Genomic DNA, 24,844 nt, shown 5'->3' with positions numbered 1-24,844 from the left:
GCACGGAGGGGCCGCGCCGTTCCCGAACGTTCGGAAGGAAAGCAAGGCCATGGACGTCATCTCCGTCATCCGCACCAAGCGGGACCGCGGCGCGCTCAGCGACGAGCAGATCGACTGGGTCATCGACGCGTACACCCGCGGGGAGGTCGCCGACGAGCAGATGTCCGCGCTCGCGATGGCCATCCTCCTCAACGGCATGACCCGGGCGGAGATCGCCCGCTGGACGGCGGCGATGATCGCCTCCGGCGAGCGCATGGAGTTCTCCGCGCTCTCCCGCCCGACCGCCGACAAGCACTCCACGGGCGGTGTCGGCGACAAGATCACGCTGCCGCTCGCGCCCCTGGTGGCGGCCTGCGGCGCGGCCGTCCCGCAGCTCTCCGGGCGGGGCCTCGGCCACACCGGCGGCACCCTCGACAAGCTGGAGTCGATCCCCGGCTGGCGCGCGCTGCTCTCCAACGAGGAGATGCTGTCCGTCCTGGACTCCACCGGCGCGGTGATCTGCGCGGCGGGCGACGGCCTCGCCCCCGCCGACAAGAAGCTCTACGCCCTGCGCGACGTCACCGGCACGGTCGAGGCCATCCCGCTGATCGCCTCCTCGATCATGTCGAAGAAGATCGCCGAGGGCACCGGCTCGCTGGTCCTGGACGTCAAGGTCGGCACCGGCGCCTTCATGAAGACGATCGAGGACGCCCGCGAACTGGCCTCCACCATGGTGGGCCTCGGCACCGACCACGGCGTGCGCACGGTCGCCCTGCTCACCGACATGTCCACCCCGCTCGGCCTCACCGCGGGCAACGCCCTTGAGGTCCGCGAGTCGGTCGAGGTGCTGGCGGGCGGCGGACCCGCCGACGTCGTCGAGCTGACCCTCGCGCTGGCCCGCGAGATGCTCACGGCCGCCGGACTCCCCGACGCCGACCCGGCGAAGGCCCTCGCCGACGGCTCCGCGATGGACGTCTGGCGCCGGATGATCGCGGCCCAGGGCGGCGACCCGGACGCGGCGCTGCCCACCGCGAAGGAGCGGCACGTCGTCACGGCCCCCGCCTCCGGCGTGCTGACCCGCCTGGACGCGTACGGCGTCGGCGTCGCCGCCTGGCGCCTGGGCGCGGGCCGGGCCCGCAAGGAGGACCCGGTGCAGGCGGCGGCGGGCGTCGAGATCCACGCCAAGCCGGGCGACACCGTCACCGCGGGCCAGCCGCTGCTGACCCTGCACACCGACACCCCCGAACGCTTCGCGTACGCCCTGGAGGCGACGGAGGGCACCTTCGACATCGCCCCCGGGGGCACCCCGTTCACGGCCACCCCGGTGGTGCGGGAACGTATCGCCTGACCTGCGGTTTCCTCATACGGGTGAACGGGATCGGTGGACGCCCACCGGTCCCGTTCGGCATGCTGGGATCGGTGATGTACCGATAGGAGACCGCCAGTGCGACACGAAGTCGCTCCACCCCAGTAGATGGTCTGTGTGAGGAAAGAAGGTCATGAGCAGGCCATCTCGGACCAGTGTCCAAGGTCCGTCCCCACTTCCGCATGCGTCGCTGGCAACGGCGGGGTGTGAAGCCGGAAGCGCAAGCCCAAGAGCGGCACGGCCATCGGACCGCAACAGGCGAGGGGAAGGCCGGACGGGCTCATGCGAATGAACCCTTGACGACATCTCGTAACTCCTGTGCCGCGTCGATGGTGAGCTGTCGGTGGCAGACAGGCCCTGGCGCGGAAGAGCGCACGACGACCCCGGAGGATTGGCGCCGAAGGGGGAGGACACCGTCGGGCCCGGGATAAAGAGGGAGCCCACCCCGGTCGCATCTTGTGGGAGCGGAACGTGGAAACCCCGTTGGAGTCCGGGAGTTGATCCCGGTAAGCCGGAGGTGACGAAGGACCAAGCCTCCAGCGGGACAGGATGATCCGAGAAGCGAACGCCGACAGGGCGAAAGCCCAGAGGAAAAGGATGCGGAGACCTCAGCCGCGTCCTATAACTCGTCGGACACGAGGCGATGCCCCGGCCCGAAAGGGAGCCCACGCGGATCAGGTAGGCCCGTGAAGAAGAACTGCGAAGAACCCCGAACCGAAGGGCAAGTTGGATGCCGAAGGAAGGTGTGGCAGTGACCGCTACGGCGGCGATGCCTCCCTCGACGGCGAACGGACCGGAGGACTACGCCCAGACCTGGCACAGCATCGACTGGGCCAAGGTGGAGGCGTCGGTACGGCGACTGAGGCAGCGTATCTTCACAGCCACGCAGGAAGGGGACCTGAAGAAGGTCCGGAACTTGCAGAAGCTCATGCTGCGATCCCACTCGAACACGCTCGTGAGCGTGAAAAGGGTGACGCAGCAGAGCGCAGGCCGTCGGACAGCAGGGATCGACCGAGAACGCGCGCTCACTCCGAGCGCGCGAGGGCGGCTGGCCGCTGAGATCACAGCGGAACGCTTCCCTGGAAAGCCCCAGCCCGTCCGGCGTGTGTACATTCCCAAAGCCAACGGGAAGCAGCGCCCCCTGGGTATTCCAGTGATCCGTGACCGGGCCCGCCAGGCCCGCGTCAAGAACGCACTGGAACCCGAGTGGGAAGCCCGGTTCGAGCAACGAAGCTACGGCTTCCGCCCCGGCCGGGGCTGTCACGACGCGATCGGCGCCATCTTCAATATCGCGGGCCAGAGACGGGCCAGGCGGTTATGGGGGCTCGACGCTGATCTGACAGCGGCGTTCGACCGTATTTCGCACGACCACCTGATGAGCCTCATCGGTACTTTTCCGGCGCGGGAAGCGATCCGCGGATGGCTCAAGGCGGGAGTGATGGACTGCGGACGATTCTCGCCCACCGATGAGGGGACTCCTCAGGGTGGTGTGATCAGCCCGCTGCTGCTCAACGTGGCCTTGCACGGCATGGAGACAGCGGCCGGACATATCACGGAGGGACGCTCCAACAAGTCCCGAAGGGATGCTCCGGTCCTGGTTCGGTACGCGGATGACTTCGCTGTGTTCTGCCACAGTGAAGACGAAGCCCGCCGGGTCAAGGAGCAGCTGGCTCGCTGGATGATCCCGCGAGGGGTCGCCTTCAACGAGGAGAAGACATCCGTCCTCCACCTTGAAGAAGGCTTCGACTTCCTCGGGTTCAACATCCGGCGGTACAGCGGGACTCTGCTGATCAAGCCGAGCAAGGCGGCTGTGAAGAGGGCCCGGGAACGGCTCCGCAGTGAAGTGATCGGCCTGCGAGGGGCGAACGCTGGAGCCGTGGTGAGGAGGCTCAACCCGATTATCAAGGGGTGGGCCACCTACTACCGGACGGTGGTGTCCAAGGAGACCTTCAAGTCCCTGGACTTCTGCGTGTGGACGCTCACGCAGAAGTGGGTCAAGCACTCCCACCCGAACAAGCCGAAGGGCTGGCGCCTGGCCAAGCACTACGGCGTCTTCAACTCGACCCGGAAGGACCAGTGGGTATTCGGTGACCGGGACACCGGCACCTACCTCTACAAGTTCAACTGGACCAGAATCGTCCGGCACGTGATCGTCAAGGAAGGCAACTCTCCTGACGACTCCTCGCTGGCCGAGTACTGGGCGAACCGCCGACGCAAAAGGATGCCCGGGACCGCCGACAGGTGGACCATCACCCTCGCATCCCGCCAGAAGGGGATCTGTCCGCTGTGCAAACAGCCCCTGATCCCCGACGCCGAGTACACACCGGACAACCCGCGCGAGTGGGCCGCGTGGTTCTCGGCATCGATGAAGCCGCTGCACAAGCACCACTTCATCTACCGGCGCGACGGCGGCACGGACGAGCGGACGAACCTTCGCCTCGTACACGCCGACTGCCATCGCCAGCACCACGCCGGCGATCACAGAAGGGCCAAGCAAGATGACCGACCCGCGTGACTCCAGGGGCCCGCTTGAGCCGGATGCGGTGAACAGCCGCACGTCCGGTTCTGAGGGGGCCGGGGGGCGGCAACGCCCTCCGGCTACCCGACTGAGCGCACTCACCGTCAGCCATGACCCCGGAGAGAGCTGGGACGAACTCGTCCGCCTCTGGGAGGAGATGGACTGGCCGCAGGGCAGCAAGGTGGAGATCATTGAGGGGTCCATCACCGTGTCGCCTTCGCCCGCATTCCGCCACAACCTGATCGCGGCACGTATTCACCGCCGCCTCAACGCAGCGATCCCTGACGACTGGGAGGTGTTCCAGACACTGGCCATCTCCGTGCCGTCACGTCTGGGCATGTTCATCCCGGACATCCTGGTGGCGCCGGTCGGGGAGTTCACGGACGTGGACACCCACCTGCCGGCGGCAGTCGCCGAACTCGTCGTCGAGATCACGTCCAAGAAGAACGCCCGGCACGACCGGGTGACCAAGCCGGCCGCCTACGCCTCCGCGGGCATCCCGCTCTACCTCCTCGTCGACCGCTGGGCCCCCGAAGGTCCGTCGGCGACGCTCTACGGTGAGCCGCGGGACGATGTCTACCGCACCCTGGCCGTCGCGAAGTTCGGCGAGTCACTCACCCTCCCCGCCCCCTTCGATCTGGCCATCGACACCTCCGGCTTCCTGGTGGAGTGACCCTCACCCCAGCAAGGTCGCGATCACCACCAGCACCGGGACCGAGATCACCGTCGACAGGAGGATCGAGTCGCGGGCCAGGGTCTCGCCCACCTGGTAGCGGCTCGCGTAGGTGTAGAGGTTCTGCGCGGCCGGGAGCGCCGAGGTGACCACCACGTCGAGCAGCAGATGGCCGTGGAGGCCGAACAGGCCCGTCGCCAGCGCCCACGCGGCGAGGGGCTGGCCCACGGCCTTCAGGGCCACCGACAGGAACACCGGGTGCCGGTCGGCGCCCCGGCCCGGCATCGTGCTGGCGCACAGGGAGATCCCGAACGCCAGCAGCACCGCGGGGACCGACATGTTGCCGATCAGGGTCAGCGGGTCCATCACCGGGCCGGGCACGCGCAGCCCGGCCGCCGCCACCGCCACGCCCAGCAGGGACGCGATCGCGATCGGGTTGGTCAGCGGGGTCAGCAGCCGGCGCCACAGCGGGCCCTTGCCGCCCGGCCCCGACAGGTCGAGCACCGTCAGGGCCACCGGGGTCACCCCGACGAGCTGGAACAGCAGCACCGGGGCCACCAGGGACGCGTCGCCCAGCACGTACACCGCGATCGGGATGCCCAGGTTCCCGGAGTTGACGTAGCTGGAGCACAGGGCGCCGATCGTGGTGCGGCCCACCCCCCAGCCGCGGGCCGCGCCGATCGCGACGAAGACACCGGCGGCGGCCACCGTGCTCATCGCCGTCACCAGCAGCCTGCTGGAGAACACCACCGACAGGTCGGCCCGCGCGAGCGTGGTGAACAGCAGCGCGGGGGAGGCCACATGGAAGGCCAGCCGGGTCAGCACCTCACGGCCGTGCTCGCCCAGGTAGCCCTGCCGCCCGATGAGGTAGCCGACGCCGATGACGACGGCGATCACCGCGAACCCCGTCAGCACCCCTTGCACGGCACCTCCCGCGCAGGTCGCGGGGGGCCGGGTGTCCGGGGCGGTGCTGATCCGTGGGGCATACACCCAACCCTCGCGGGGGCGGGGCGCGCGGGTCAATGTGATCTTCGACGATCCCGAACCGTGGACCGCCCGGGGCTCCCGGGGCGGCCCGCGATGAGTTGCGGGCGCCCGACCGGTCTACCGCTCGTGGATGCCATGACACCCTCCGTGCTCGTGCTGCGCGGCCCCGTCGGCCCGGCGGAGCTGACGGGGCTGTGCGACGCCGTACGGGCCGGACTCGGACCCGGGAGCGCCGGGGCCGTCGTGGTCGACGTCGGCCCGCTCGGCGCCCCGGACCTGGGCACCGTCGACACCCTGGCCTGGCTCCAGCTCACCGCCCGCCGGGCCGGCGGACGGATCCTGCTGCGCGCCCCCGGCCCGGCCCTACGCGCCCTCCTCGACCTGGTCGGGCTGCCCGTCGGCGTCGAGGTGCGCGGGGACCCCGAAGAGCGGGAACCACCGCTTGGTGTCGAGGTAGAAGTGGAACCCGGTGAGCCTGCCGTCTGAGATCTCCAGCACCTGGATCGCCCACGGCGCGAACCCGCCCGCCTCCGGGTCCGGCTTGTACTGGGCGAACCCGGGCAGGCCGTTGACCTGGACCGGGAACAGCCGCGACCCGGCGCAGGCCGCGCCGATCGTCGTCATGAAACCGGCGATGTCCGCGTGGCCGGTGAGCCACAGGTCGAACGGCGGCATCGTCATGATGGCGTCCTCGTGCAGCAGCGCCGTCAGCGCCGTCATGTCGTACCCCTCGAACGCCGCCACATAGCGCTCCAGGAGCCGCTGCTGCTCCTCGTCCAGCGGATCGGAGACGGCCGCGTCCGCGCCCTTGTCCTCCCGCTCCGCGAGCGTCGCGCGGGCCCGCTGGAGCGCGCTGTTGACCGACGCGACCGAGGTGTCGAGCAGCTCGGCGACCTCGCTCGCCCGCCACGCCAGCACCTCCCGCAGGATCAGCACCACCCGCTGCTTGGGCGGCAGTTGCTGGAGCGCCGCCATGAACGCCAGCCGCACCGACTCCTTCGCGACCGCCGCCTCCGCCGGGTCCTCCACGGTGGGCAGCACGCGCGCGTCCGGCATCGGCTCCAGCCAGGTGTGGTCGGGGCGGGGCGCGAGCGCGGCCCGCGCCAGCGGCGTCGACGCGGAGAGGTCCATCGGACGGGCCCGCTTGTTGCCCGCCGTCAGCATGTCCAGGCACACGTTGGTCGCGATGCGGTACAGCCAGGACCGCAGGCTGGAGCGCCCCTCGAACGCGCCGTAGCCCCGCCAGGCCCGCACCATGGTGTCCTGCACCGCGTCCTCGGCCTCGAAGGACGAGCCGAGCATCCGGTAGCAGTACCCCGTCAGCTCGGTCCTGTGCTTCTCCAGCCTGATGTCGAGGTCCGTCGTCGCCGTGCCGTCGCTCATCGTCCACCCACCCCTGCGGCCTTCCTGTCGCGCTTCGGTGCGCCCAGCACCTCGGAAGCTACCGCAGCCCACCGACAATGGCCCCCGGAGCGGGGGAAAGCGCAGGTCAGGGCAGGGATGCAGCAAGCGCTCACTGGACCCCGCCGACCCCGCACGAAAGCCGGGGAGGGCCCGCGGGGGGCGGAGCCGCGCTACCTCGCCGCCACCGGTTCGGCGCGCGAGGCGACCCGGGCCGCGCGGGTGCCCGCCAGCGTGATCGTCACCACGCCCAGCACCGCGAGCAGCCCGACCCCGACGGTGCCGCCCCAGCCGCCCGCGTGGAAGGCCAGCGCGCCGGCCGTGCTGCCCACGCTGGAACCGATGTAGTACGACGACTGGTAGAGCGCCGACGCCTGCGCCCGCCCGTGGGTCGCGGTCCTGCTGACCGCCGACGACGCCACCGCGTGCCCCGCGAAGAACCCCGCGGTGATCAGCACCAGACCCAGCAGCACCGGCACCAGCGAACCGACCAGGGACAGCAGCAGCCCCGCCGTCGTCGTACCGGCCGCCAGGTAGAACGTGCCCCGGCGGCCCAGCCGGTCCACCAGCCGCCCGGCCGTGGACGCCGACACCGTGCCCACCAGGTACACCAGGAAGACCGAGCCGACCACACCCTGCGCGAGCCCGAACGGCTGGGCCGTCAGCCGGTAGCCGATCACCGTGTAGACCCCGCCGAAGACGGTCATGAACAGCGCGCCGATCGCGTACAGACGGCGCAGCAGCGGGTCGGCGAGGTGGTCGCGGACGGTGCCGAGCAGCACCCGGGGCCGCAGCGAGCCCGCGGTGAAGTGGGCCGGGGCCGGGAGCAGCAGCCGGAAGGCGACCGCGCAGCCGACCGCCAGGGCGCCGATCACGCCGACGGCGATCCGCCAGCCCCACTCCTGGGCCACCCAGCCGGTGATGATCCGGCCGCTCATCCCGCCGACGCTGTTGCCCGCCACGAAGAGGCCGATCGCCGTGACCAGCGCCCGCGGCCTGACCTCCTCCGCCAGGTACGCCGTCGCCGAGGCGGGCAGTCCGGCCAGGGCCGCGCCCTGGACCGCGCGCAGCGCCACCAGCGCGCCGAGGGACGGCGCGAACGGCACCAGCATGCCGACCGAGACGGCGACCGCGAGGGAGGCCGTCATCACGGTACGGCGGCCGAAGCGCTCCGACAGGGCGCTCATCGGCAGCACGAACAGGGCGAGGCCGCCGGTCGCCGCCGCCACCGTCCAGCTCGCGTCGCTCGCCGCCACCCCGAACTCGCCGGAGATCAGCGGCAGCAGGGCCTGGGTGGAGTAGAGCAGGGCGAAGGTCGCGACCCCCGCGAGGAACAGCGCGAAGCTCATCCTGCGGTAGCCGGGGTCGCCCGGCGCCAGCCGGGTGTCGGTGACGGGATCGGGGGACGGGGTGGCGGCGGCCACGGTGGTGGACGCCCCGGTACTCGCAGGAGACATGACTCCAAGGTACGGAGGCCCCGAATCATCCGTCCAATGCACGAACCGGCCATAATCGTTCCCATGGCGCATGAACAAAGGTCAGAGGGTCACCTGTCACCGTCCAGTGACACGGAAGACATGCTGCTCTCGCTGGTGCCGCGGCTCGCGCACTTCGCCGGGGTGGCCAGGACCGAGCACGTCACCCGGGCCGCGCTGGAGCTGCAGGTGCCGCAGTCCACGCTGTCGAGGGCGCTGGTGCGCCTCGAACACGACCTCGGCGTCGAGCTGTTCGCCCGGCGCGGGCGCACGGTCTCCCTCACCCCGGCCGGGCGCACCTTCCTCGGCCCGGTGGAGCGCGCCCTCGCCGAGATCGGGCGGGCGGTCGAGGCGGTGCGCGCCGACGCCGACCCGGCCACCGGCAAGGTCGCCTTCGGGTTCCTGCACACCATGGGCGCCGAGACGGTCCCGGGCCTGCTCCAGGCGTTCCGCGCCGACCATCCCCGCATCCGCTTCGCCCTGGTCCAGAACTACGGCGAGGCGATGCTGGAGCGGCTGCGCGCCGGGGAGCTCGACCTCTGCCTGACCTCGCCGGTGCCGGACGCCCCCGACCTGGTCACCCGCCGTCTCGACGAGCAGCGGCTGCGGCTGGTCGTCCCGGCGGACCACCGGCTGGCCGGGCGCCGCCGCATCCGGCTCGCCGAGGCCGCCGACGAGACCTTCGTGACCCTGGAGCCCGGCTACGGGCTGCGCAGGATCACCGACGCGGCCTGCCAGGAGGCGGGCTTCCGGCCGCGCGTCGCCTTCGAGGGGGAGGAGGCCGAGACGCTGCGCGGCCTGGTCGCAGCGGGCCTCGGGGTGGCGCTGCTGCCGCCGCCGGTCTTCCCCCGCCCGGGGGTGGTGGAGCTGACGGTGACGGCGCCGCGCGCGGTCCGGGAGATCGGCCTCGCCTGGCTCGACGGCCACCCCGACACCCCGCCGGTGGCCGCCTTCAAGCGGTTCCTGCTGGCGAGGAGGGGCAATCTGCTGGCCCGCCCGGCGCCGCTACCGCCGCCGCAGTGACTTCCCGAAGCCCGCCGCCAGCGGCATCCGCAGCCCCAGCGGGGGCGGCGCGGCGAGCGCGTCCTGAACCGGCCGCGCGAAGGACCGCCCGAAGAGGGTGCCCATCACGAAGTCCTGGGCCAGCGCGTGCACTTCGGCCCGGTACTGGTGCAACCCGTGGCCGTCGGCGTGGACTTCGAACCGGCACACCTCCCGGTTCGCCTTCTTGGCGCGGGCCGCGAGGCGGAACGACAGCTCGGGGTCGGTGCGCCGGTCGTTGGTGCCGTGCACGATCAGCACCTGCCGTCCGACGAGCTGCCGCACCGGTTCTGGCGGCGCCGCCATGTCGTCCTCCGGGAGCCAGGGGGCGATCGCCAGAACGGAGTCGACGGCCTCGTGGCCGCCCGAGCGCAGCGCGGCCCGGCCGCCCATGTCGACGCCCGCCAGACAGACGGGGACGTCGCCGTAGCGCCGGACGATCTCGTCGGCGGCCCAGGTCGCGTCCTGGGCGAGCTGGGCCGCGCCGCCGTTCCAGCCCCGGCAGGCGTACCGCACGACGTGCACCGCGAGTCCGTCGGCGCGGCCCGCGCGGGCGAGCCCGCGCCCGAGCGACCTGACCGCCGCGGCCGCCAGCGGGGACGGTCTGCGGGCCGACTCCTCGTCACCGCCGGGCAGCAGCAGGACCGCCCCGCTGACCGCCGTCGGCTCCGGGCCGAACGCCCTCCCCAGCCGGGCCCGCCGCACCGGCGTCGCTTGGTGTGCCATGACAGAACAGTGTCAGAAGCGTCGGTGTACGCGACCCGTCCGTGCGGTCACCGTTCAATATCGACAACGGTGCGCGGCGGACGGCTCCCGATGATCTACGCGCGTAGGAGCTACAGTGCCGCCATGACGAGCCAGAGCACCGCGAACACCCCGACGCCGGACCAGATCCGCCGGGCGCCGAAGGTTCTGCTGCACGACCACCTCGACGGCGGCCTGCGCCCGGCCACCGTCGTCGACCTCGCCCGGGAGAGCGGCTACCCGCACCTGCCCGACACCGACCCCGGCAAGCTCGGCCTCTGGTTCCGGGAGGCCGCCGACTCCGGGTCGCTGGAGCGCTATCTGGAGACCTTCTCGCACACCGTCGGGGTGATGCAGACGCGGTCCGCGCTGGTGCGGGTGGCCCGCGAGTGCGCCGAGGACCTCGCCGCCGACGGCGTCGTCTACGCCGAGGTGCGGTACGCGCCCGAGCAGCACCTGGAGGGCGGGCTCGGCCTCGAAGAGGTCGTCGAGGCGGTCAACGAGGGGTTCAGGGAGGGCGAGCGGCTGGCCCGCGCCGCCGGGCACCGCATCCGGGTCGGCGCGCTGCTCACCGCGATGCGGCACGCGGCCCGCTCGCTGGAGATCGCCGAACTCGCCAACCGCCACCGGGACCTGGGCGTCGTCGGCTTCGACATCGCGGGCGCCGAGGCCGGTTTCCCGCCCACCCGCCACCTCGACGCCTTCGAGTACCTGAAGCGGGAGAACAACCACTTCACCATCCACGCCGGTGAGGCCTTCGGGCTGCCCTCCATCTGGCAGGCCCTCCAGTGGTGCGGCGCCGACCGGCTCGGGCACGGGGTGCGCATCATCGACGACATCGAGGTCGGCCCGGACGGCGAGGTGCGGCTCGGGCGGCTGGCCTCCTACGTGCGCGACAAGCGCGTCCCGCTGGAGCTGTGCCCGAGTTCCAACCTGCAGACCGGCGCCGCCGCCTCGTACGCCGAGCACCCGATCGGGCTGCTGCGGCGGCTGCATTTCCGGGCCACCGTCAATACGGACAACCGTCTCATGTCGGGCACCAGTATGAGCCGGGAGTTCGAGCGGCTCGTCGAGGTATTCGGTTACACGCTCGACGACATGCAGTGGTTCTCCGTCAATGCGATGAAATCAGCGTTCATTCCTTTCGATGAACGACTGGCGATGATCAACGACGTCGTGAAGCCGGGATATGCGGAACTGAAATCCGAATGGCTGTTCCAGCAGACCGCCTCCACCAGCGGTTCCGCCGAATCGGCGGGCTGAACAGCGCAGTTCGGCACGACGGAATGCGGACAGGTTATTCACAACCCGTCCGCATTTCGATGTTTGCGACCGCTCGGCTGGCGTGTTTACGTTCTCGAACCGCTCGTACCCCGTACCCCCATTTCGAGGACGCATTCCATGAAGCAGTCTGCTGCCAAGACCCTCGGTGTCGCCGCCCTCGGTGCCGCCTTCGCCGCCGCCGGCGCGGGCGCCGCGAACGCGGCCCCGGCTGTCCCGGACGCGACCCAGGCGCTCGGCTCCGTCGCCCAGACCCTGCCCGCCGAGAACCTCGCCTCCGCGGTGCCGGGTGCCGGACAGGCGCTGAGCCAGGGCACCACCGCCCTCCAGACGGGTGTCACCGCCGTGCAGCCTGCCGCCGAGCGCCTCCTCGCCGACGGCCCCACCGCCCCCGTCAAGGGCCTCCTCGGCGGCCTCCCGCTGGGCCAGCTGCCCACCCACGGCCTGCCCCTGAACGGCATCCCGCTCGGCTGAACCGCCCTCGACGCGCCGATGGGGCGCACCCCGTGATCACGGGGTGCGCCCCATCGGCGTCTCGGCGCGGGCCGCGTCACCAGGCGGCGTTCGCCCTGTCCTCGGAGGGCAGCAGCACCCAGAGCGCGATGTAGAGGACGAACTGCGGGCCAGGCAGCAGGCACGAGAGCAGGAAGATCACCCGCATCGTCGTCGCGGAGGTCCCGAAGCGCCGCGCCAGCGCAGCGCACACTCCGCCGAGGACACGGCCGTGGGTGGGGCGGGCAAGGGCGGACATCTGCGGCTCCTTCGTGAGCGTCGGTACGGGACGGGTGCCCCATGACCCTCACGCTATGCGGCCACCGCCGCGGCGGCGTCGCCCTACGGTGCGATGCCGACCCTGGGAATCGTCGGGGTCCGACCCTGAGCGGACTCCTCCTTGACGACGGTCCCGCGCGGCGCCCGGCCGCCCCGGCGCCGGGCCCACCGGCGGCCGGCCGGCACCACCAGGACGTGCGCGAGGACCACGCCCGCCGTGTTCAGGAGCACCGTGTCGACGTCCGGCACCCGGCCGGGCACCCCGGTCTGCGCCAGGGCGATCGCCACCGAGACCAGGGCGCCCGCCGTCACCGTCCGCACCAGGGAGCCGAGACCGGACGCCCGGAGCCTGCCGTGCGCCAGCGGGATCAGCACCCCGAGCGGCGCCAGCAGCGCCAGCCCCGAGACGATCCGGCGGGCCGCGACGGCGTCACCGAGGGCGAGGTCGGCCCGCACACCGGCGAACGGACGCAGATTGACGGGCCGCACCCACAGCACGTCCAGCGGACGCAGGGTGAGCCAGAGGACGAGGGCCAGGTGCGCGACCAGGAGGACACCTCCCGTCACCCGCACCCGGGTCGCGGCGCTGCCGCCGATGGAGCCTTCACGCTGCACGCCCCCAAGGACGCGGCGTCCGGCGGGATCGGTTCCGGGTCGGCGCCGACCGGCCGGGTGAGGCGTCCGCCACACCGCCGGCCGCACCGCCGGTCAGTCCCCGCTGACCTCGGCGGACGGCGGCTGACGGCTCCCGGGACGGGAGCGCACCTCGTCCGTGCACTGGTAGCGGCGCAGCCGGTCGTCCCCGGGACCGCCCAGGATCACCGACCCGTCGCCCTCGGCCGCCGCCGAGTCGGAGAACGTGCACACGATCTGCGCCAGCGCGTACGAGGTGAGGTCGCCGGGCGAGGTGCTCAGCCGCAGGGTGTCCTCCGGGTCGCCGCGCCGCGGCCCCGACACCGTCGTCCCGCCGCGCACCTCCGTCGTGTACCCGGCCTCCTGCTCCGACGGCGACGGCGTCGCCGTCAGCTCGTCCAGCAGGCCCTGCGCGACCAGCACCCGGCGCGCCGAGTCCGCCGTGCCGTCCGGCACCCGCACCGTGCGGTCCACGGCCACCAGCGACGCCCCGCACAGCAGGAACACCTGCACCGGCAGCCCCCGCGAGGACTGCGTCGAGACGTCCGGCTCGGCCAGCGAGCACTGCACCCGCGAGGGCGCCGCCCCGAAGTCCGTCGGCACCTCCGTGGAGCGGATCCCGCACCCGGTGAGCACGGCGGCGAGCAGCGCCGGCGCCAGCAGCGCGCGGGCCCTCATCGGACCTCCCCCTCGGCCCCGGCCGGTCCGTCCACCGCGTCCGGCTCCTCCGCGAGCTCCGAGATGTCCCGGGGCAGCCGCAGCGTGAACACCGCGCCTCCTTCAGGGGAGTTGGCGGCCGTCAGCTCGCCCCCGTGGATGCGGGCGTTCTCCGTCGCGATGGAGAGGCCGAGGCCGCTGCCGTCGGAGCGCGGCCGGGACGCGCTCGCCTTGTAGAAGCGGTCGAAGACGTGCGGCAGGACGTCCTCCGGGATGCCGGGCCCGTGGTCGCGGACGGCGATGACGACCTGGTCGCCCCGCTCGCCCGCCATCCGCACCGACACCCGCACCGGGGAGCCGCCGTGCTTGAGGGCGTTGCCGATCAGGTTGGCCATGATGACGTCCAGGCGGCGCGGGTCGAGCCGGGCGTGGATGCCGCGTTCGGCGTCCAGGTCCACCGCGTCCAGCCAGGCCCGCGCGTCGATGCAGGCGGTGATCTGGTCGGCGACGTCGACGTCGTCCAGGACCAGCCGGGCGGTGCCCGCGTCGAAGCGGGTGACCTCCATCAGGTTCTCCACCAGGTTGTTCAGCCGCCGGGTCTCGCTGACGACGAGCCGCACGGCGGGTTCGATCATCGGGTCCACGCTCCCCGACTCGGCCTCCAGCTCGTCCTCCAGGACCTCGGTGACGGCGGTGATCGCGGTGAGCGGCGTCCGCAGCTCGTGGCTCATGTCCGCGACGAACCTGCGGGACGCCTCGTCCCGCCCGGCCATGTCCGCGACCCGCTTCTCCAGGGCCTCCGCCGCCAGGTTGAACGTCCGTGACAGATCGGCGAGTTCGTCGGTGCCGGAGACCCGCAGCCGGGTGTCGAGCCTGCCCTCGCCGAGCCGCCTGGCCGCGACGCCGAGCCGGTGCACCGGCTTCAGCACCGTCGTCGCGGCGGCCTGCGCGAGCAGCGCCGAGCCGATCAGCGCGAGCGCCGTCGCGATCCCCAGCGACCAGGCCAGCGAGTTGAGGTCCTTGGCCTCCGGTTCGAGCGACTTGAGCATGTACCCGGTCGCCCCGCCGTTGATGACCCGCGAGCCCGCCACCAGGTACGGGGTGCCGTCGTCGACCACCCGCTGCCAGTACAGGTGGTACGGGTACTTGTTGGCGGAGTCGACCTTCTGCTCCTCGTTCACCGCCTTCTGGAGCGCGCGCGGCACCTCCCGCAGGGAGAAGCCGTCCAGCGCGCCCGACGTGCCGTACACCGCCCGGCCGTCGGCCGACTCGGCGACCAGCAGCACGCTGAAGCGCTGGCTGCTGCTGGCCATCTGCCCCGCCGTGTGCTGCAGTTCGTCCTGCGACGGATGCTCGGGCAGCGCGCCCGCCCGGTTCTGCATCTCCTGCTGGAAGTCCCGCAGCACCGCGTCCTGGGTGCGGGTGAGGACCGCCTCGCGGTTGAGCCAGTACGCGATGCCCGACGCGGAGACCGCCGCGGTCAGCGCCACCAGGCCGAACACGACCACCAGACGCAGCCGCAGGCTGGTGAAGCGCAGCCGTGACCAGACCCCCTTGCGACCCGCGACCCAGCCGCGGATCCCCCCGTGCGCGTCGGTCACTGAGGAACGTCCAGGCGGTAGCCGACGCCGCGGACCGTGCGGATGAGCGTCGGGGACGACGGGATGTCCTCGACCTTGGCGCGCAGCCGCTGCACGCACGCGTCGACCAGCCGGGAGTCGCCGAGGTAGTCGTGCTCCCACACCAGCCGCAGCAACTGCTGCCGGGACAGCGCCTGTCCGGGACGGCGGCTCAGCTCCAGGAGCAACCGCAGCTCGGTCGGCGTGAGCTGGAGGTCCTCGCCGTTCTTCGTGACGGTCATCGCGGCGCGGTCGATGACCAGGCTGCCGAAGGCCGCCGCGTCGTTCGCCTCCCGCTCGCCGCGTCGCAGCACGGCCCGGATCCGGGCGTCAAGCACCCGGCCCTGCACGGGTTTGACGACGTAGTCGTCGGCGCCCGACTCCAGGCCGACCACCACGTCGATGTCGTCGCTGCGCGCGGTCAGCAGGATGATCGGCAGCTGGTCCGTGCGCCGGATGCGCCGGCACACCTCGAACCCGTCGATGCCGGGCAGCATGACGTCCAGCACGATCAGGTCCGGGCGCTGCTCGCGCAGCAGTTTCAGGCCGTCCTCTCCGGTGGCAGCGGTGGCCACACGGTGTCCCTGGCGCGTCAGTGAGAGCTCCAGGGCCGTACGGATGGCGTCGTCGTCCTCGATCAGCAACAGGGAAGGCACGGGGCTCATTCTGGCCCATGGTGGGGTGGTGTTTCGACTCCTGTACGGGTACCTGCCCGTACCGCACCACTCTGTGATCGGGCTGTGCACACGGTGCGACGAACCCCTGTGACAGCTCTGTGACAGTCGGCGGACACGGTCATGAAGTCGCCCCGGCAAGCTTTTCGGCACAGGCAGAGCAGCACCGCCTGGCAGACCGAACACCGAAGTCCACGACGGGGGGCGCGAGATGAGCACGCTGCGCAGCACCAGCAACAGCGCGGTGATCACGCGGCTGCACGACGTGGGCCGGGGTTCCGAGAGGTCCGGTGCCGTGAACTTGCGGGGGTGCGCTCACGGCACCGGGCGTCAGCACACCGGTTACATGACGGTGGTCGACGCCCGCCCGGCGGACTCGGGGGAGATAGCCGGGGGAAGCGCGTACAGGGAGGCCACGGAGGAGCGTCGCTCGCTGTCGGAGGCGGAGTTCACCGCCTACGTCCAGGAGCGCCGCGCCTCCCTGTACGCCACCGCCTACCACCTCACGGGGGACCGGTTCGAGGCCGAGGACCTGCTGCAGAGCGCGCTGTTCTCGACCTACCGGGCGTGGGAGCGGATCAGCGACAAGGCCGCGGTCGGCGGCTACCTGCGCCGGACCATGACCAATCTGCACATCAGCGCGTGGCGCCGCCGCAAGCTGAACGAGTACCCGACCGAGGAACTGCCGGAGACGCCCGGCGACACGGACGCGATGCGCGGCACCGAGCTGCGCGCGGTCCTGTGGCAGGCGCTCGCCCGGCTGCCCGAACTCCAGCGCACGATGCTGGTCCTGCGGTACTACGAGGGCCGCACCGACCCGGAGATCGCGGACATCCTCGACATCAGTGTCGGCACGGTGAAGTCCAGCATCTGGCGCTCCCTGCGCCGGCTGCGCGAGGACGAGGTCCTCAGCTTCGGCCGTGACGAGGAGGACGCCTTCGGCGAGCTGGTGGCCTGAAGGTACGGGGGGAACGAGGGGCCGGTGACCGCCCCGGGGGGAGCGGTGACCGGACCCACGGGGGACACGGGGGCCCGAGGGGGGAAACGGGGGACACGGGGGAAAGCACGGGGAACGGGGGGACACGGGGGAAGAGCGGGACTGGGGGGCCGGGGGGTCCAACCAGTCCCGCTTTCCTGTCCGCGCACGGTTTTCCGGTGCGGGCGCGCGGCTCCCGGGGTGCGGACGGCGGTCCGTCCGTACGGTCAGCGGGGCAGCGGGTCAGGGAGCCGGTGCCGCGGCCGGGTCGCGGCCCACCGCCGCGGCGGCCAGGCGGCCCAGCGCCTCGTCCTTGGAACAGGGGTGCGCCCCGAGAGCCGTCTGGCGGACCACGATCGTGCGCTCCTGACGCATCAGGCGCCACCCGCGCCGCACCAGGAACGGCACCGACTTGCGGCCCTCGCGCAGATCGCGCACGAATCGCCGCCGGAAGGTGCGCAGCGGGCCCCGGTTGAGGCACAGCGCGTCGGCCAGCAGGCCCAGCTCCCGGCAGCGGCCCACTATCTCGGCGGCGAAGATGCCCTCCGCCACGAACAGCGGGGTCCTGGCGATGTCGACGGTCTCGGCGCCGGTGCGGGCGCTCAGCGCGATGTCGTACACCGGCACCTCGGTGCGCCCGGTGCGGCACAGTTCGGCGATCGCGGCGACGGCCGCCTCCGTGTCCCAGGACCCCGGATGGTCCCAGTCGATGTCCGAACTCCCCGCCACCAGCGGCAGCGTCGGGTCGTCGCCCTCCTTGTAGAAGTCGTCGAGCCGCAGCACCGGCAGGCCCGAGCGGGCGGCGACGAGGGACTTGCCCGAACCCGAGGGGCCGCAGAGCAGCACGACACGGGCGGCGGAGGGGAGATGGATGCTCACGGGACACCAGTTTGACGCATCCCGTACGCGCTGCCGACCCCGCGGGTCGACTTTGGAGCGCGCGTCACACCTCAACTACCCTGAGTTCCGACACGATTACTCTGCGCACCAGAAGGTGGCACCAGCGATGGCACGACAAGCGTCCTCCCCCCGACCGACCGCCCAGCGCGCCCTGATCGCCCTCGCCACCGCGGGAGCGGCCCTGGGCGCGGGCGCCGCGACGGCCTCGGCCGCGGACTCCGCCCCGGTGGTGGACGTCATGCGCACCCGCCCCACGTCCCTCGGGAAGATCGACCCGCAGGCCGGCCTCCAGGCGCTGACCGGCTCCGTCGGCTACGTCACGGGCCCGCTCGCCGGGCTCAAGCCCAACCCGCTGGCCGGTACCGGCGTCGACCCGCTGGACAACGGCGTCGGCACCCAGCTCGCCGACTTCAAGGCCCTCAACACCCAGATGCTGACGGCGCCGATCGCCCAGGCGTCCTCCATCGGCAGCCTGCCGGTGCTGGGGCAGGCGACGGGGCTGCTCGGCGGTCTGGGCGGCTGATCCGGGCCGCTCGCGCGAGGAAGCCGCGCCCGCCCCGGACGGAGGGCGGGCGCGGCTTCCGGTCCCGGGGGCCGCGTCAGTACGAGGAGCCGCCCGCGCCCAGCGACCCCGTCGGGTGCCAGACCGTCTTCGTCTCCAGGAACGGGGTCAGGCGGTCGGTGCCCGGGTCCGCCGACCAGTCGTCCACAGGCTGTGGACGCAGCACGCGCTTCAGGTTGTCGGCCGCCGCGATCTCCAGCTCCTTCGCCAGCGCCTCGTCGGCGCCCGCGAGGTCGATCGCGTTGACGTCCTGGTGCGCGGCGAGCGGCGCCGCGATCTCCGCCGTCCGGCCGGACAGCACGTTCACCACACCGCCCGGCACGTCCGAGGTGGCCAGCACCTCGCTGAGGGACAGCGCCGGGAGCGGGGCACGCTCCGAGGCGACGACGACCGCCGTGTTGCCGGTCGCGATCACCGGGGCCAGCACCGAGACCAGGCCGAGGAACGACGAGTCCTGCGGGGCGAGGACGGTGACCACGCCCGTCGGCTCGGGCGAGGACAGGTTGAAGTACGGGCCCGCGACCGGGTTCCCGCCGCCCACCAGCTGGGCGATCTTGTCGGTCCAGCCCGCGTACCAGACCCAGCGGTCGATCGCCGCGTCCACCTGGGCCGCCGCTCTGCCCTTCGACAGGCCCTCCGCCTCGGCCACCTCACGGGTGAACTGCTCCCGGCGGCCCTCCAGCATCTCCGCGACCCGGTACAGCACCTGCCCGCGGTTGTACGCCGTCGCGCCCGACCAGCCGCCGAACGCCTTGCGCGCGGCCACCACCGCGTCCCGGGCGTCCTTGCGGGACGACTGCGGCGCGTTCGCCAGCCACCTGCCCTTGGAGTCCGTCACCTCGTACACCCGGCCGCTCTCGGAACGCGGGAACTTGCCCCCCACGTACAGCTTGTAGGTCTTGAAGACGGACAGTCGCGCGTCAGACATCGAGGTACGCCTCCAGGCCGTGCCGACCGCCCTCGCGGCCGAAGCCCGACTCCTTGTACCCGCCGAACGGCGAGGTCGGGTCGAACTTGTTGAACGTGTTGGACCAGACGACACCCGCCCGGAGCTTGTTCGCGACCGCCAGGATGCGCGAGCCCTTCTCCGTCCAGATGCCCGCCGACAGGCCGTACGGCGTGTTGTTGGCCTTCGCGACCGCCTCGTCGGGGGTGCGGAAGGTCAGCACCGACAGGACCGGGCCGAAGATCTCGTCACGGGCCACGGTGTGGGCCTGGGTGACGTTCGTGAACAGCGTCGGCGCGAACCAGTAACCGGCGGACGGCAGTTCGCACGCCGGGGACCAGCGCTCGGCGCCCTCCGCCTCGCCCGCCTCGACCAGGGAGGTGATCCGGGCGAGCTGCTCGGCGGAGTTGATCGCGCCGATGTCCGTGTTCTTGTCCAGCGGGTCACCGAGGCGCAGCGTGCCCAGGCGCCGCTTCAGCGCGTCCAGCAGCTCCTCCTCGACCGACTCCTGCACCAGCAGCCGGGACCCGGCGCAGCAGACCTGCCCCTGGTTGAAGAAGATGCCGTTCACGATGCCCTCGACGGCCTGGTCGAGCGGGGCGTCGTCGAAGACGATGTTGGCGCCCTTGCCGCCCAGTTCGAGCGTGAGCTTCTTGCGGGTGCCGGCGACCGTGCGGGCGATCTCCTTGCCGACGGCCGTGGAGCCGGTGAACGCGACCTTGTCCACGTCCGGGTGGGCGACCAGCGCGGCGCCCGCGTCGCCGTACCCGGGCAGGATGTTGACGACACCCCTGGGCAGGCCCGCCTGGCGGCAGATGTCCGCGAAGAACAGGGCGGAGAGCGGGGTCGTCTCGGCGGGCTTCAGGACGACCGTGTTGCCCGTCGCCAGCGCCGGGGCGATCTTCCACGCCAGCATCAGCAGCGGGAAGTTCCACGGGATGACCTGGCCCGCGACGCCCAGCGGGCGCGGGTCGGCGCCGTAACCGGCGTGCCCGAGCTTGTCGGCCCAGCCCGCGTAGTAGAAGAAGTGCGCGGCGACCAGCGGGAGGTCGGCGTCCCTGGTCTCCCGGATCGGCTTGCCGTTGTCCAGGGTCTCCAGGACGGCCAGCTCACGGCTGCGCTCCTGGATGATCCGGGCGATCCGGAACAGGTACTTGGCGCGCTCGGAGCCGGGCAGCGCCGACCACTTCTCGAACGCCTTGCGGGCCGCGCGCACCGCGCGCTCCACGTCCGCCTCGCCCGCGCGGGCCACCTCGGAGAGGACCTCCTCCGTCGACGGCGAGACCGTCTTGAAGACCTTGCCCTCGGCCGCATCGGCGAACTCGCCGTCGATGAACAGGCCGTAGGACGGCGCGATGTCGACCACCGCGCGCGACTCGGGGGCCGGCGCGTACGCGAACGCGGATGCCTGTGATTGCGTCGTCATGGGATCTCAGTCCACCGTCACGTAGTCAGGGCCGGAGTAGCGGCCGGTCGCCAGCTTCTGGCGCTGCATCAGCAGGTCGTTCAGGAGCGAGGAGGCGCCGAAGCGGAACCAGTGGTTGTCCAGCCAGTCGGTGCCCGCGGTCTCGTTGACCAGCACCAGGAACTTCAGCGCGTCCTTGGTGGTGCGGATGCCGCCGGCCGGCTTCACGCCGACCTGGACGCCCGTCTGCGCGCGGAAGTCGCGCACCGCCTCCAGCATCAGGAGGGTGTTGGCCGGGGTCGCGTTCACCGCCACCTTGCCGGTCGACGTCTTGATGAAGTCGGCGCCCGCCAGCATGCCGAGCCAGCTCGCCCGGCGGATGTTGTCGTACGTCGACAGCTCGCCGGTCTCGAAGATGACCTTGAGCCGGGCCGAGGACCCGCAGGCCTCCTTCACCGCGACGATCTCCTCGTACACCTTCAGGTACCGGCCCGCGAGGAACGCCCCGCGGTCGATGACCATGTCGATCTCGTCGGCGCCCGCGGCCACCGCGTCCCGGACGTCGGCCAGCTTCACGCCGAGCGCGGCGCGGCCCGCGGGGAAGGCGGTGGCGACGGAGGCGACCTTCACCGTGGAACCGGCCACCGCCTCCTTCGCGACGGCCACCATGTCGGGGTAGACGCAGACGGCCGCCGTGGCGGGGGTCGCGCGGTCGGTCGGGTCGGGGTGCACGGCCTTGACGCCGAGCGCCCGGACCTTGCCCGGGGTGTCCGCGCCTTCCAGCGTCGTCAGATCGACCATCGAGATGGCCAGGTCGATCGCGTACGCCTTCGCGGTCGTCTTGATGGAACGGGTGCCGAGGGAGGCCGCACGGGCCTCGAGGCCGACCGGGTCGACGCCGGGCAGCCCGTGGAGGAAACGGCGCAGCGTGCTGTCGGACGCGGTGACGTCCCCGAGAGCGGGTGCTGTGGGTGCAGTGGGCATGGTCACCAGACGAGCATATCTACGCGCGTAGCGGCTGTACACCCCCGGGTGCTCGTCCGTGACCCGGGGCACCGCGTACGAGCGCCGCGAGGGCCGTCGGGCAGAATCGGGAGCATGACCACCCCGGAACACCCGTCACCCGCGCCGCGGCCCACCGCGCCCGAGTCACCCGACCGGGTCTACCGGTCGCCCGCGGCGCTCGCCGGTGGTGTGCTGCTGCTCGGCATCATCGGCTGGCTCGGCATCGACGCGATCGTCAAGGGCCACGGGCGCACCCCCTGGCTCGCCCTCGCCACGCTCCTGCTCGTCGTGCCGCTGGTCGTCGCCTTCACCCTGCGCCCCGCCGTCTTCGCCAACGAGGAGCGGATGCGCGTGCGCAACCCGTTCCGGCTGGTCGTGGTGCCGTGGACGCAGGTCGTCTCGCTGCGCTCCAGCTTCTCCAACGAGGTGGTCGTCACCTCCGGCGCCAAGTACCAGCTGTGGGCGGTGCCGGTGTCGCTGCGCGGCCGCAAGAAGGCGGCCCGCAGGCAGGCCCGCGCGACCGCCGATGCGTCGAGGGCGGCCCAGGGCGGCGGCAGGGGCGGCCGCGGACCCCGCGGGTTCGGCGGCGGGTTCGGCAGCTTCGGCGGTGGCGGTGGTGGTGGCGGCTTCGGCGGAGGTTTCGGCGGGGCGGCGGACGTCCCCGACGGCCCGGTCCGCGCCGAGGCCGACAAGGTCATGGACGACCTGCGCGAACTGCTCGCGGCCGAGGAGAACCGGGCGGCCAAGGCCCCCGAGACGGAGACCCCGCGCGGCGAGGTCACCACCCGCTGGGCGTACGAGATCGCGGCGCCCGCCCTCGCGGGAGCGGTGGTCCTGGCGATCCTGCTCGCCACGGGGTGAGCGGTCGGGGCGGCCGGGGGCCCGCTTGACGGGTCCGCCGGGAGCTGACCGGCAGCGCTCGCCGGGGGGTGGTCGGCTCCGGCCGACGCGGGGCGCGCGGCTTCCGTCTCTCCGCGTGTGCTCCCTGGCCGGTACGCAATTTCCTTTCCCGGTGCGGGACTTCTCTGTCCGACGCGGGTGGCGTCCGTACCCGGTACGGGACTTGTCCCATCTGGCACGGGTGGCATCCCTTCCCGGTACCGGACTTGTCTCGCTCGACATGTGACGTCCTCACCCGGTACGGGACTTGCCTCGCCCGACGTGGGGACGGCCGTGCCCGGTACGGGACTTGCCTCGCTCGACATGTGACGTCCTCACCCGGTACGGGACTTGCCTCGCTCGACGTGGGGCGGCCGTGCCCGGTACGGGACTTGCCTCGCTCGGCACGGGACGTCCGTGCCCGTGCGGGACTTGTCTCGTCCGGCCTGCGATCTTCCTCGCCCGCCCCGGACTCCCCTCCCCGGCGCCGGACGTGCCTGCCCGGCACCGGATCTGCCTGTCCGGTGTGGGGCTTCGTTCGTCGGGGTGGGGTGAATCTTCGCCTCCGGTGGGGCGCGCGGGTGATGATCTGCGCGGGGCGGTCGTTCGGGCGTCCTGTGGAAGCCGACTCCCTGGGACGTCATGGACAGCAGACCGCTCGGGCCGATACCCCTGCCCGCCGCCGCGAGACCCGACGACTGCCGCCCCTGGGACGGTGACCGGGCCCGCCGCTGGACCGGCGCGCTGCCGTCCCCCCTGCTCACCGTCCCGGTGCGGTTCCGGGTGCTGCTGCCGCTCGTCCTGTTCTGCGTGATCGTCGCCTCCCTGCTGGCCGTGCTCGGTTCGCTGCCCCCGCTGCCCGCCGCGCTGCTCGGTCTGCTGCCGGTCCTGCTGGCCGCGCGCCCGGAGGCCGTGCGGTTCACCGCCCCCGCCCTGGTCGTCGCGGTCGGCGTGTCCACGTCCACGCTCTCCTGGCCGCTGCTCACCGGCGCCGCGCTGTTCGCCGTCGCCCTGGTCGCCGCCGCGGGACCGCGCCTCGCGGCCCGCGCCGGTCAGCGCGAGGCCGCCCTCGCCGCCGCCGGGGGCGTCACCGCCGCGCTGCCCGCGCCCGCCGTTCCGGTGAAGCGCGGCCGGTTCCTCGCCGTCGTCGGCACCCTGACGGTCCTCGCGGGCGGCGGACTGCTGCTCGTCGCGCCCTACGGCGACCTGCCCGAGGACCGCGACTCGGCCGCCGTGCTCGGCTTCCTCGTCGTCGGGCTCGGGCTGACCGTGCTGGGCTCCGGGTACCTCGGCAGACGCCGCTCGGTGGCGCTGCGCGCGCACCCCGCGCCGGTCCTCGGGGTGCTGGTGCGCGAGGGGCGCCACGGCGACACGGACGTCTTCGCCGCCGACGACACCGACGCGCTGCGGCCCCTGTTCCGGGTCGCACTGACCGAGGCGTACGACGAGGAGAGCCACGCGGACGACGAGGACGACGAGGAGGGCGCGGGCGACGACGGCGGCCGCCGGGAGGACGAGGACGGCCTCGATCTCCTCGTCCCCGCCCCGCTGCGCGAAGCCGTCCTGTACGGGGCGCCCTGGGACGGCGCCGAGATCGTCGTCGTCAGCGCCGCCGTGGACGCCGACGACACGGACGCGCCGCCGGTCGTGCTGTGGTCGTCGGGGCCGGTGCGGCCCCGCTCGGAACCGGCCGTCCGCGCGGGGCTGCTCGCCATGGAGCGGGACGCCGGGCTGCGGAAGGCACAGGAGGCGCGTTCGCGGGCCGCCGCCGAGCGGTTCGCCGCCGAGCGGTTCGCCGCCGAGCGGACGGCCACCGGGCAGGCACCCGTGCGCGGCTGGCGCGCCGGATGGCGGGACCGCTCCCTCGTGGCCGTGGCCACGGTGGTGGGCCTCTACCTGTTCGCGGACGGCGGCCCGCTGTGGCGCTACGGCTGCGGCACCGCCGTCGGCGTCGGCTGCGCCCTGCTGCTGCCGAGGCTCGCGGCCTGGCGGATCACCGCCGACGATGCCGGGCTGTGGGTCAGCGGGCTGCGCGGACCCCGCTTCGTCGGCTGGGACGACGCGCGGGTCGCCCTCGACGAGGACGGCGACCTGGTCGTCGGCAGCGCGCAAAGCTCCTTCCCGGGGTGGACGCTGCCCGCGACGCGCGGGAGGTCCCGGTCGCCCGAGCGCGACGCGCGGCGCGCCGACCGCACCGCGCGGACGGCCGCCGAACTCACCGCGCTGATCGACCACCCGGGGCTGCGCCCGTCCGCGCCGAGCACCGCCCGCGAGCGCGGCCGCCCGCTGTGGCCGCTCGCCCTGGCGGCCGCGGTGCTCTGGACGGCGGCCCTGGTGCTGCTGCCCTGAGAC

Annotated in this window: 23 protein-coding genes and 1 pseudogene; 11 read left to right on the top strand and 13 right to left on the bottom strand. The window is 72.6% G+C overall.

The genetic code is table 11. The features are described 5' to 3' along the window. Window positions 1-49 precede the first annotated feature (49 nt). The 3 genes from GA0115242_RS07785 (at window position 50) to GA0115242_RS07775 (ending at window position 4,536) form a co-directional block, all read left to right on the top strand. Window positions 50-1,327, top strand: a complete 1,278-nt coding sequence (locus GA0115242_RS07785) for a thymidine phosphorylase (RefSeq protein ID WP_093825910.1) — start codon at window positions 50-52, stop codon at window positions 1,325-1,327. Between the two features lie 787 nt (window positions 1,328-2,114). After that, window positions 2,115-3,860 (top strand): group II intron reverse transcriptase/maturase, encoded by a 1,746-nt coding sequence (ltrA, locus tag GA0115242_RS07780; RefSeq protein ID WP_093825961.1) that lies wholly within the window; start codon window positions 2,115-2,117, stop codon window positions 3,858-3,860. A 91-nt stretch (window positions 3,861-3,951) separates the two neighbouring features. Beyond that, window positions 3,952-4,536, top strand: coding sequence for a Uma2 family endonuclease (locus GA0115242_RS07775; protein WP_093825959.1), 585 nt, complete (start codon window positions 3,952-3,954; stop codon window positions 4,534-4,536). Window positions 4,537-4,539: 3 nt separating this feature from the next. On the opposite strand, the gene GA0115242_RS07770 is transcribed toward GA0115242_RS07775, so the two are convergent. After that, entirely contained in the window at window positions 4,540-5,460 is a 921-nt protein-coding gene (locus GA0115242_RS07770; RefSeq protein ID WP_093825907.1) for an AEC family transporter, read from the bottom strand. Window positions 5,461-5,616: 156 nt separating this feature from the next. On the opposite strand from GA0115242_RS07770, the pseudogene GA0115242_RS41505 reads away from it, so the two are divergent. Beyond that, window positions 5,617-5,856: pseudogene (locus tag GA0115242_RS41505) on the top strand (hypothetical protein); the annotation flags it as partial. Between the two features lie 30 nt (window positions 5,857-5,886). Here the strand turns inward: GA0115242_RS41505 and GA0115242_RS07760 are convergent. Both GA0115242_RS07760 and GA0115242_RS07755 read right to left on the bottom strand, forming a co-directional pair. Further along, window positions 5,887-6,906 carry a sigma-70 family RNA polymerase sigma factor gene (locus tag GA0115242_RS07760; protein ID WP_093825903.1) on the bottom strand — a complete coding sequence of 340 codons (1,020 nt, stop codon included), beginning with the start codon at window positions 6,904-6,906 and terminating at the stop codon, window positions 5,887-5,889. 191 nt (window positions 6,907-7,097) lie between these two features. After that, the gene (locus GA0115242_RS07755; RefSeq protein ID WP_093825901.1) at window positions 7,098-8,381 is read right to left on the bottom strand and encodes an MFS transporter; all 1,284 of its coding nucleotides are present in this window, start codon (window positions 8,379-8,381) and stop codon (window positions 7,098-7,100) included. Between the two features lie 63 nt (window positions 8,382-8,444). Between GA0115242_RS07755 and GA0115242_RS07750 the strand changes: the two genes are divergently transcribed. Further along, a complete protein-coding gene (locus tag GA0115242_RS07750; RefSeq protein WP_093825899.1) occupies window positions 8,445-9,422 on the top strand; it encodes a LysR family transcriptional regulator in 978 nt (325 codons plus the stop codon). Here GA0115242_RS07750 and GA0115242_RS07745 read toward each other — a convergent pair. Continuing rightward, complete coding sequence (locus GA0115242_RS07745) at window positions 9,405-10,166, bottom strand: alpha/beta hydrolase (RefSeq protein ID WP_093825897.1); 762 nt, start codon at window positions 10,164-10,166, stop codon at window positions 9,405-9,407. The genes GA0115242_RS07750 and GA0115242_RS07745 overlap by 18 nt on opposite strands. Before the next feature lie 123 nt (window positions 10,167-10,289). Here GA0115242_RS07745 and GA0115242_RS07740 point away from each other — a divergent pair, with 123 nt between their 5' ends. Both GA0115242_RS07740 and GA0115242_RS07735 read left to right on the top strand, forming a co-directional pair. Next, window positions 10,290-11,447, top strand: coding sequence for an adenosine deaminase (locus tag GA0115242_RS07740; RefSeq protein WP_093825895.1), 1,158 nt, complete (start codon window positions 10,290-10,292; stop codon window positions 11,445-11,447). Window positions 11,448-11,585: 138 nt separating this feature from the next. Then, window positions 11,586-11,939, top strand: coding sequence for an ATP-binding protein (locus GA0115242_RS07735; protein WP_093825893.1), 354 nt, complete (start codon window positions 11,586-11,588; stop codon window positions 11,937-11,939). Window positions 11,940-12,015: 76 nt separating this feature from the next. On the opposite strand, the gene GA0115242_RS07730 is transcribed toward GA0115242_RS07735, so the two are convergent. From GA0115242_RS07730 to afsQ1, 5 genes are all read right to left on the bottom strand, one after another. Next, window positions 12,016-12,216, bottom strand: a complete 201-nt coding sequence (locus GA0115242_RS07730; RefSeq protein WP_093825891.1) for a PspC domain-containing protein — start codon at window positions 12,214-12,216, stop codon at window positions 12,016-12,018. 83 nt (window positions 12,217-12,299) lie between these two features. After that, window positions 12,300-12,851: a VanZ family protein gene (locus GA0115242_RS07725; protein ID WP_093825889.1), complete on the bottom strand. Its 552-nt coding sequence runs from the start codon at window positions 12,849-12,851 to the stop codon at window positions 12,300-12,302. 93 nt (window positions 12,852-12,944) lie between these two features. Then, complete coding sequence (locus GA0115242_RS07720; protein WP_093825886.1) at window positions 12,945-13,547, bottom strand: hypothetical protein; 603 nt, start codon at window positions 13,545-13,547, stop codon at window positions 12,945-12,947. After that, on the bottom strand, window positions 13,544-15,127 hold the full coding sequence (locus GA0115242_RS07715) for a sensor histidine kinase (protein ID WP_093825884.1): 1,584 nt from the start codon (window positions 15,125-15,127) through the stop codon (window positions 13,544-13,546). Before GA0115242_RS07715 ends, GA0115242_RS07720 begins: the two co-directional genes overlap by 4 nt. Then, the gene (gene afsQ1, locus GA0115242_RS07710; protein ID WP_093825957.1) at window positions 15,124-15,801 is read right to left on the bottom strand and encodes a two-component system response regulator AfsQ1; all 678 of its coding nucleotides are present in this window, start codon (window positions 15,799-15,801) and stop codon (window positions 15,124-15,126) included. The genes GA0115242_RS07715 and afsQ1 overlap by 4 nt, the downstream gene beginning before the upstream one ends. A 229-nt stretch (window positions 15,802-16,030) precedes the next feature. Between afsQ1 and GA0115242_RS07705 the strand changes: the two genes are divergently transcribed. Beyond that, on the top strand, window positions 16,031-16,777 hold the full coding sequence (locus GA0115242_RS07705) for a SigE family RNA polymerase sigma factor (RefSeq protein ID WP_093825882.1): 747 nt from the start codon (window positions 16,031-16,033) through the stop codon (window positions 16,775-16,777). A gap of 261 nt (window positions 16,778-17,038) precedes the next feature. Here the strand turns inward: GA0115242_RS07705 and GA0115242_RS07700 are convergent, their stop codons facing one another. Next, window positions 17,039-17,674: a uridine kinase family protein gene (locus GA0115242_RS07700; RefSeq protein ID WP_093825880.1), complete on the bottom strand. Its 636-nt coding sequence runs from the start codon at window positions 17,672-17,674 to the stop codon at window positions 17,039-17,041. A 127-nt stretch (window positions 17,675-17,801) separates the two neighbouring features. Here GA0115242_RS07700 and GA0115242_RS07695 point away from each other — a divergent pair, with 127 nt between their 5' ends. Next, window positions 17,802-18,218 (top strand): hypothetical protein, encoded by a 417-nt coding sequence (locus GA0115242_RS07695; RefSeq protein WP_093825878.1) that lies wholly within the window; start codon window positions 17,802-17,804, stop codon window positions 18,216-18,218. 76 nt (window positions 18,219-18,294) lie between these two features. Here GA0115242_RS07695 and GA0115242_RS07690 read toward each other — a convergent pair whose 3' ends face one another. From GA0115242_RS07690 to deoC, 3 genes are read right to left on the bottom strand one after another with little or no spacing between them, the layout of a single operon-like run. Next, a complete protein-coding gene (locus GA0115242_RS07690) occupies window positions 18,295-19,185 on the bottom strand; it encodes an aldehyde dehydrogenase family protein (RefSeq protein WP_093825876.1) in 891 nt (296 codons plus the stop codon). Continuing rightward, window positions 19,178-20,629, bottom strand: a complete 1,452-nt coding sequence (locus GA0115242_RS07685; protein WP_093825874.1) for an aldehyde dehydrogenase family protein — start codon at window positions 20,627-20,629, stop codon at window positions 19,178-19,180. Before GA0115242_RS07685 ends, GA0115242_RS07690 begins: the two co-directional genes overlap by 8 nt. Window positions 20,630-20,635: 6 nt before the next feature. Next, on the bottom strand, window positions 20,636-21,592 hold the full coding sequence (gene deoC / locus GA0115242_RS07680; protein ID WP_093825955.1) for a deoxyribose-phosphate aldolase: 957 nt from the start codon (window positions 21,590-21,592) through the stop codon (window positions 20,636-20,638). A 114-nt stretch (window positions 21,593-21,706) separates the two neighbouring features. Between deoC and GA0115242_RS07675 the strand changes: the two genes are divergently transcribed. Beyond that, window positions 21,707-22,474 (top strand): PH domain-containing protein, encoded by a 768-nt coding sequence (locus GA0115242_RS07675; protein WP_093825872.1) that lies wholly within the window; start codon window positions 21,707-21,709, stop codon window positions 22,472-22,474. A 660-nt stretch (window positions 22,475-23,134) separates the two neighbouring features. After that, window positions 23,135-24,841, top strand: coding sequence for a hypothetical protein (locus tag GA0115242_RS07670; RefSeq protein ID WP_093825870.1), 1,707 nt, complete (start codon window positions 23,135-23,137; stop codon window positions 24,839-24,841). The last annotated feature ends 3 nt before the right edge of the window (window positions 24,842-24,844 follow it).

Source organism: Streptomyces sp. SolWspMP-5a-2 (assembly GCF_900091845.1).
Lineage (GTDB): Bacteria > Actinomycetota > Actinomycetes > Streptomycetales > Streptomycetaceae > Streptomyces > Streptomyces doudnae.
The sequence above is the reverse complement of the archived record's forward strand: the minus strand, read 5'-3'. Positions and strand labels throughout refer to the sequence as shown.

Excerpts from the sequence above, each read along its gene's own strand:
- GA0115242_RS07785 (WP_093825910.1), top strand. The coding sequence starts at position 50 with ATGGACGTCATCTCCGTCATCCGCACCAAGCGGGACCGCGGCGCGCTC.
- ltrA (WP_093825961.1), top strand. The coding sequence starts at position 2,115 with ATGCCTCCCTCGACGGCGAACGGACCGGAGGACTACGCCCAGACCTGG.
- GA0115242_RS07760 (WP_093825903.1), bottom strand. The coding sequence starts at position 6,906 with ATGAGCGACGGCACGGCGACGACGGACCTCGACATCAGGCTGGAGAAG.
- GA0115242_RS07755 (WP_093825901.1), bottom strand. The coding sequence starts at position 8,381 with ATGTCTCCTGCGAGTACCGGGGCGTCCACCACCGTGGCCGCCGCCACC.
- GA0115242_RS07750 (WP_093825899.1), top strand. The coding sequence starts at position 8,445 with ATGGCGCATGAACAAAGGTCAGAGGGTCACCTGTCACCGTCCAGTGAC.
- GA0115242_RS07745 (WP_093825897.1), bottom strand. The coding sequence starts at position 10,166 with ATGGCACACCAAGCGACGCCGGTGCGGCGGGCCCGGCTGGGGAGGGCG.
- GA0115242_RS07740 (WP_093825895.1), top strand. The coding sequence starts at position 10,290 with ATGACGAGCCAGAGCACCGCGAACACCCCGACGCCGGACCAGATCCGC.
- GA0115242_RS07735 (WP_093825893.1), top strand. The coding sequence starts at position 11,586 with ATGAAGCAGTCTGCTGCCAAGACCCTCGGTGTCGCCGCCCTCGGTGCC.
- GA0115242_RS07730 (WP_093825891.1), bottom strand. The coding sequence starts at position 12,216 with ATGTCCGCCCTTGCCCGCCCCACCCACGGCCGTGTCCTCGGCGGAGTG.
- GA0115242_RS07720 (WP_093825886.1), bottom strand. The coding sequence starts at position 13,547 with ATGAGGGCCCGCGCGCTGCTGGCGCCGGCGCTGCTCGCCGCCGTGCTC.
- GA0115242_RS07705 (WP_093825882.1), top strand. The coding sequence starts at position 16,031 with ATGAGCACGCTGCGCAGCACCAGCAACAGCGCGGTGATCACGCGGCTG.
- GA0115242_RS07695 (WP_093825878.1), top strand. The coding sequence starts at position 17,802 with ATGGCACGACAAGCGTCCTCCCCCCGACCGACCGCCCAGCGCGCCCTG.
- GA0115242_RS07690 (WP_093825876.1), bottom strand. The coding sequence starts at position 19,185 with ATGTCTGACGCGCGACTGTCCGTCTTCAAGACCTACAAGCTGTACGTG.
- GA0115242_RS07685 (WP_093825874.1), bottom strand. The coding sequence starts at position 20,629 with ATGACGACGCAATCACAGGCATCCGCGTTCGCGTACGCGCCGGCCCCC.
- deoC (WP_093825955.1), bottom strand. The coding sequence starts at position 21,592 with ATGCCCACTGCACCCACAGCACCCGCTCTCGGGGACGTCACCGCGTCC.
- GA0115242_RS07675 (WP_093825872.1), top strand. The coding sequence starts at position 21,707 with ATGACCACCCCGGAACACCCGTCACCCGCGCCGCGGCCCACCGCGCCC.
- GA0115242_RS07670 (WP_093825870.1), top strand. The coding sequence starts at position 23,135 with ATGGACAGCAGACCGCTCGGGCCGATACCCCTGCCCGCCGCCGCGAGA.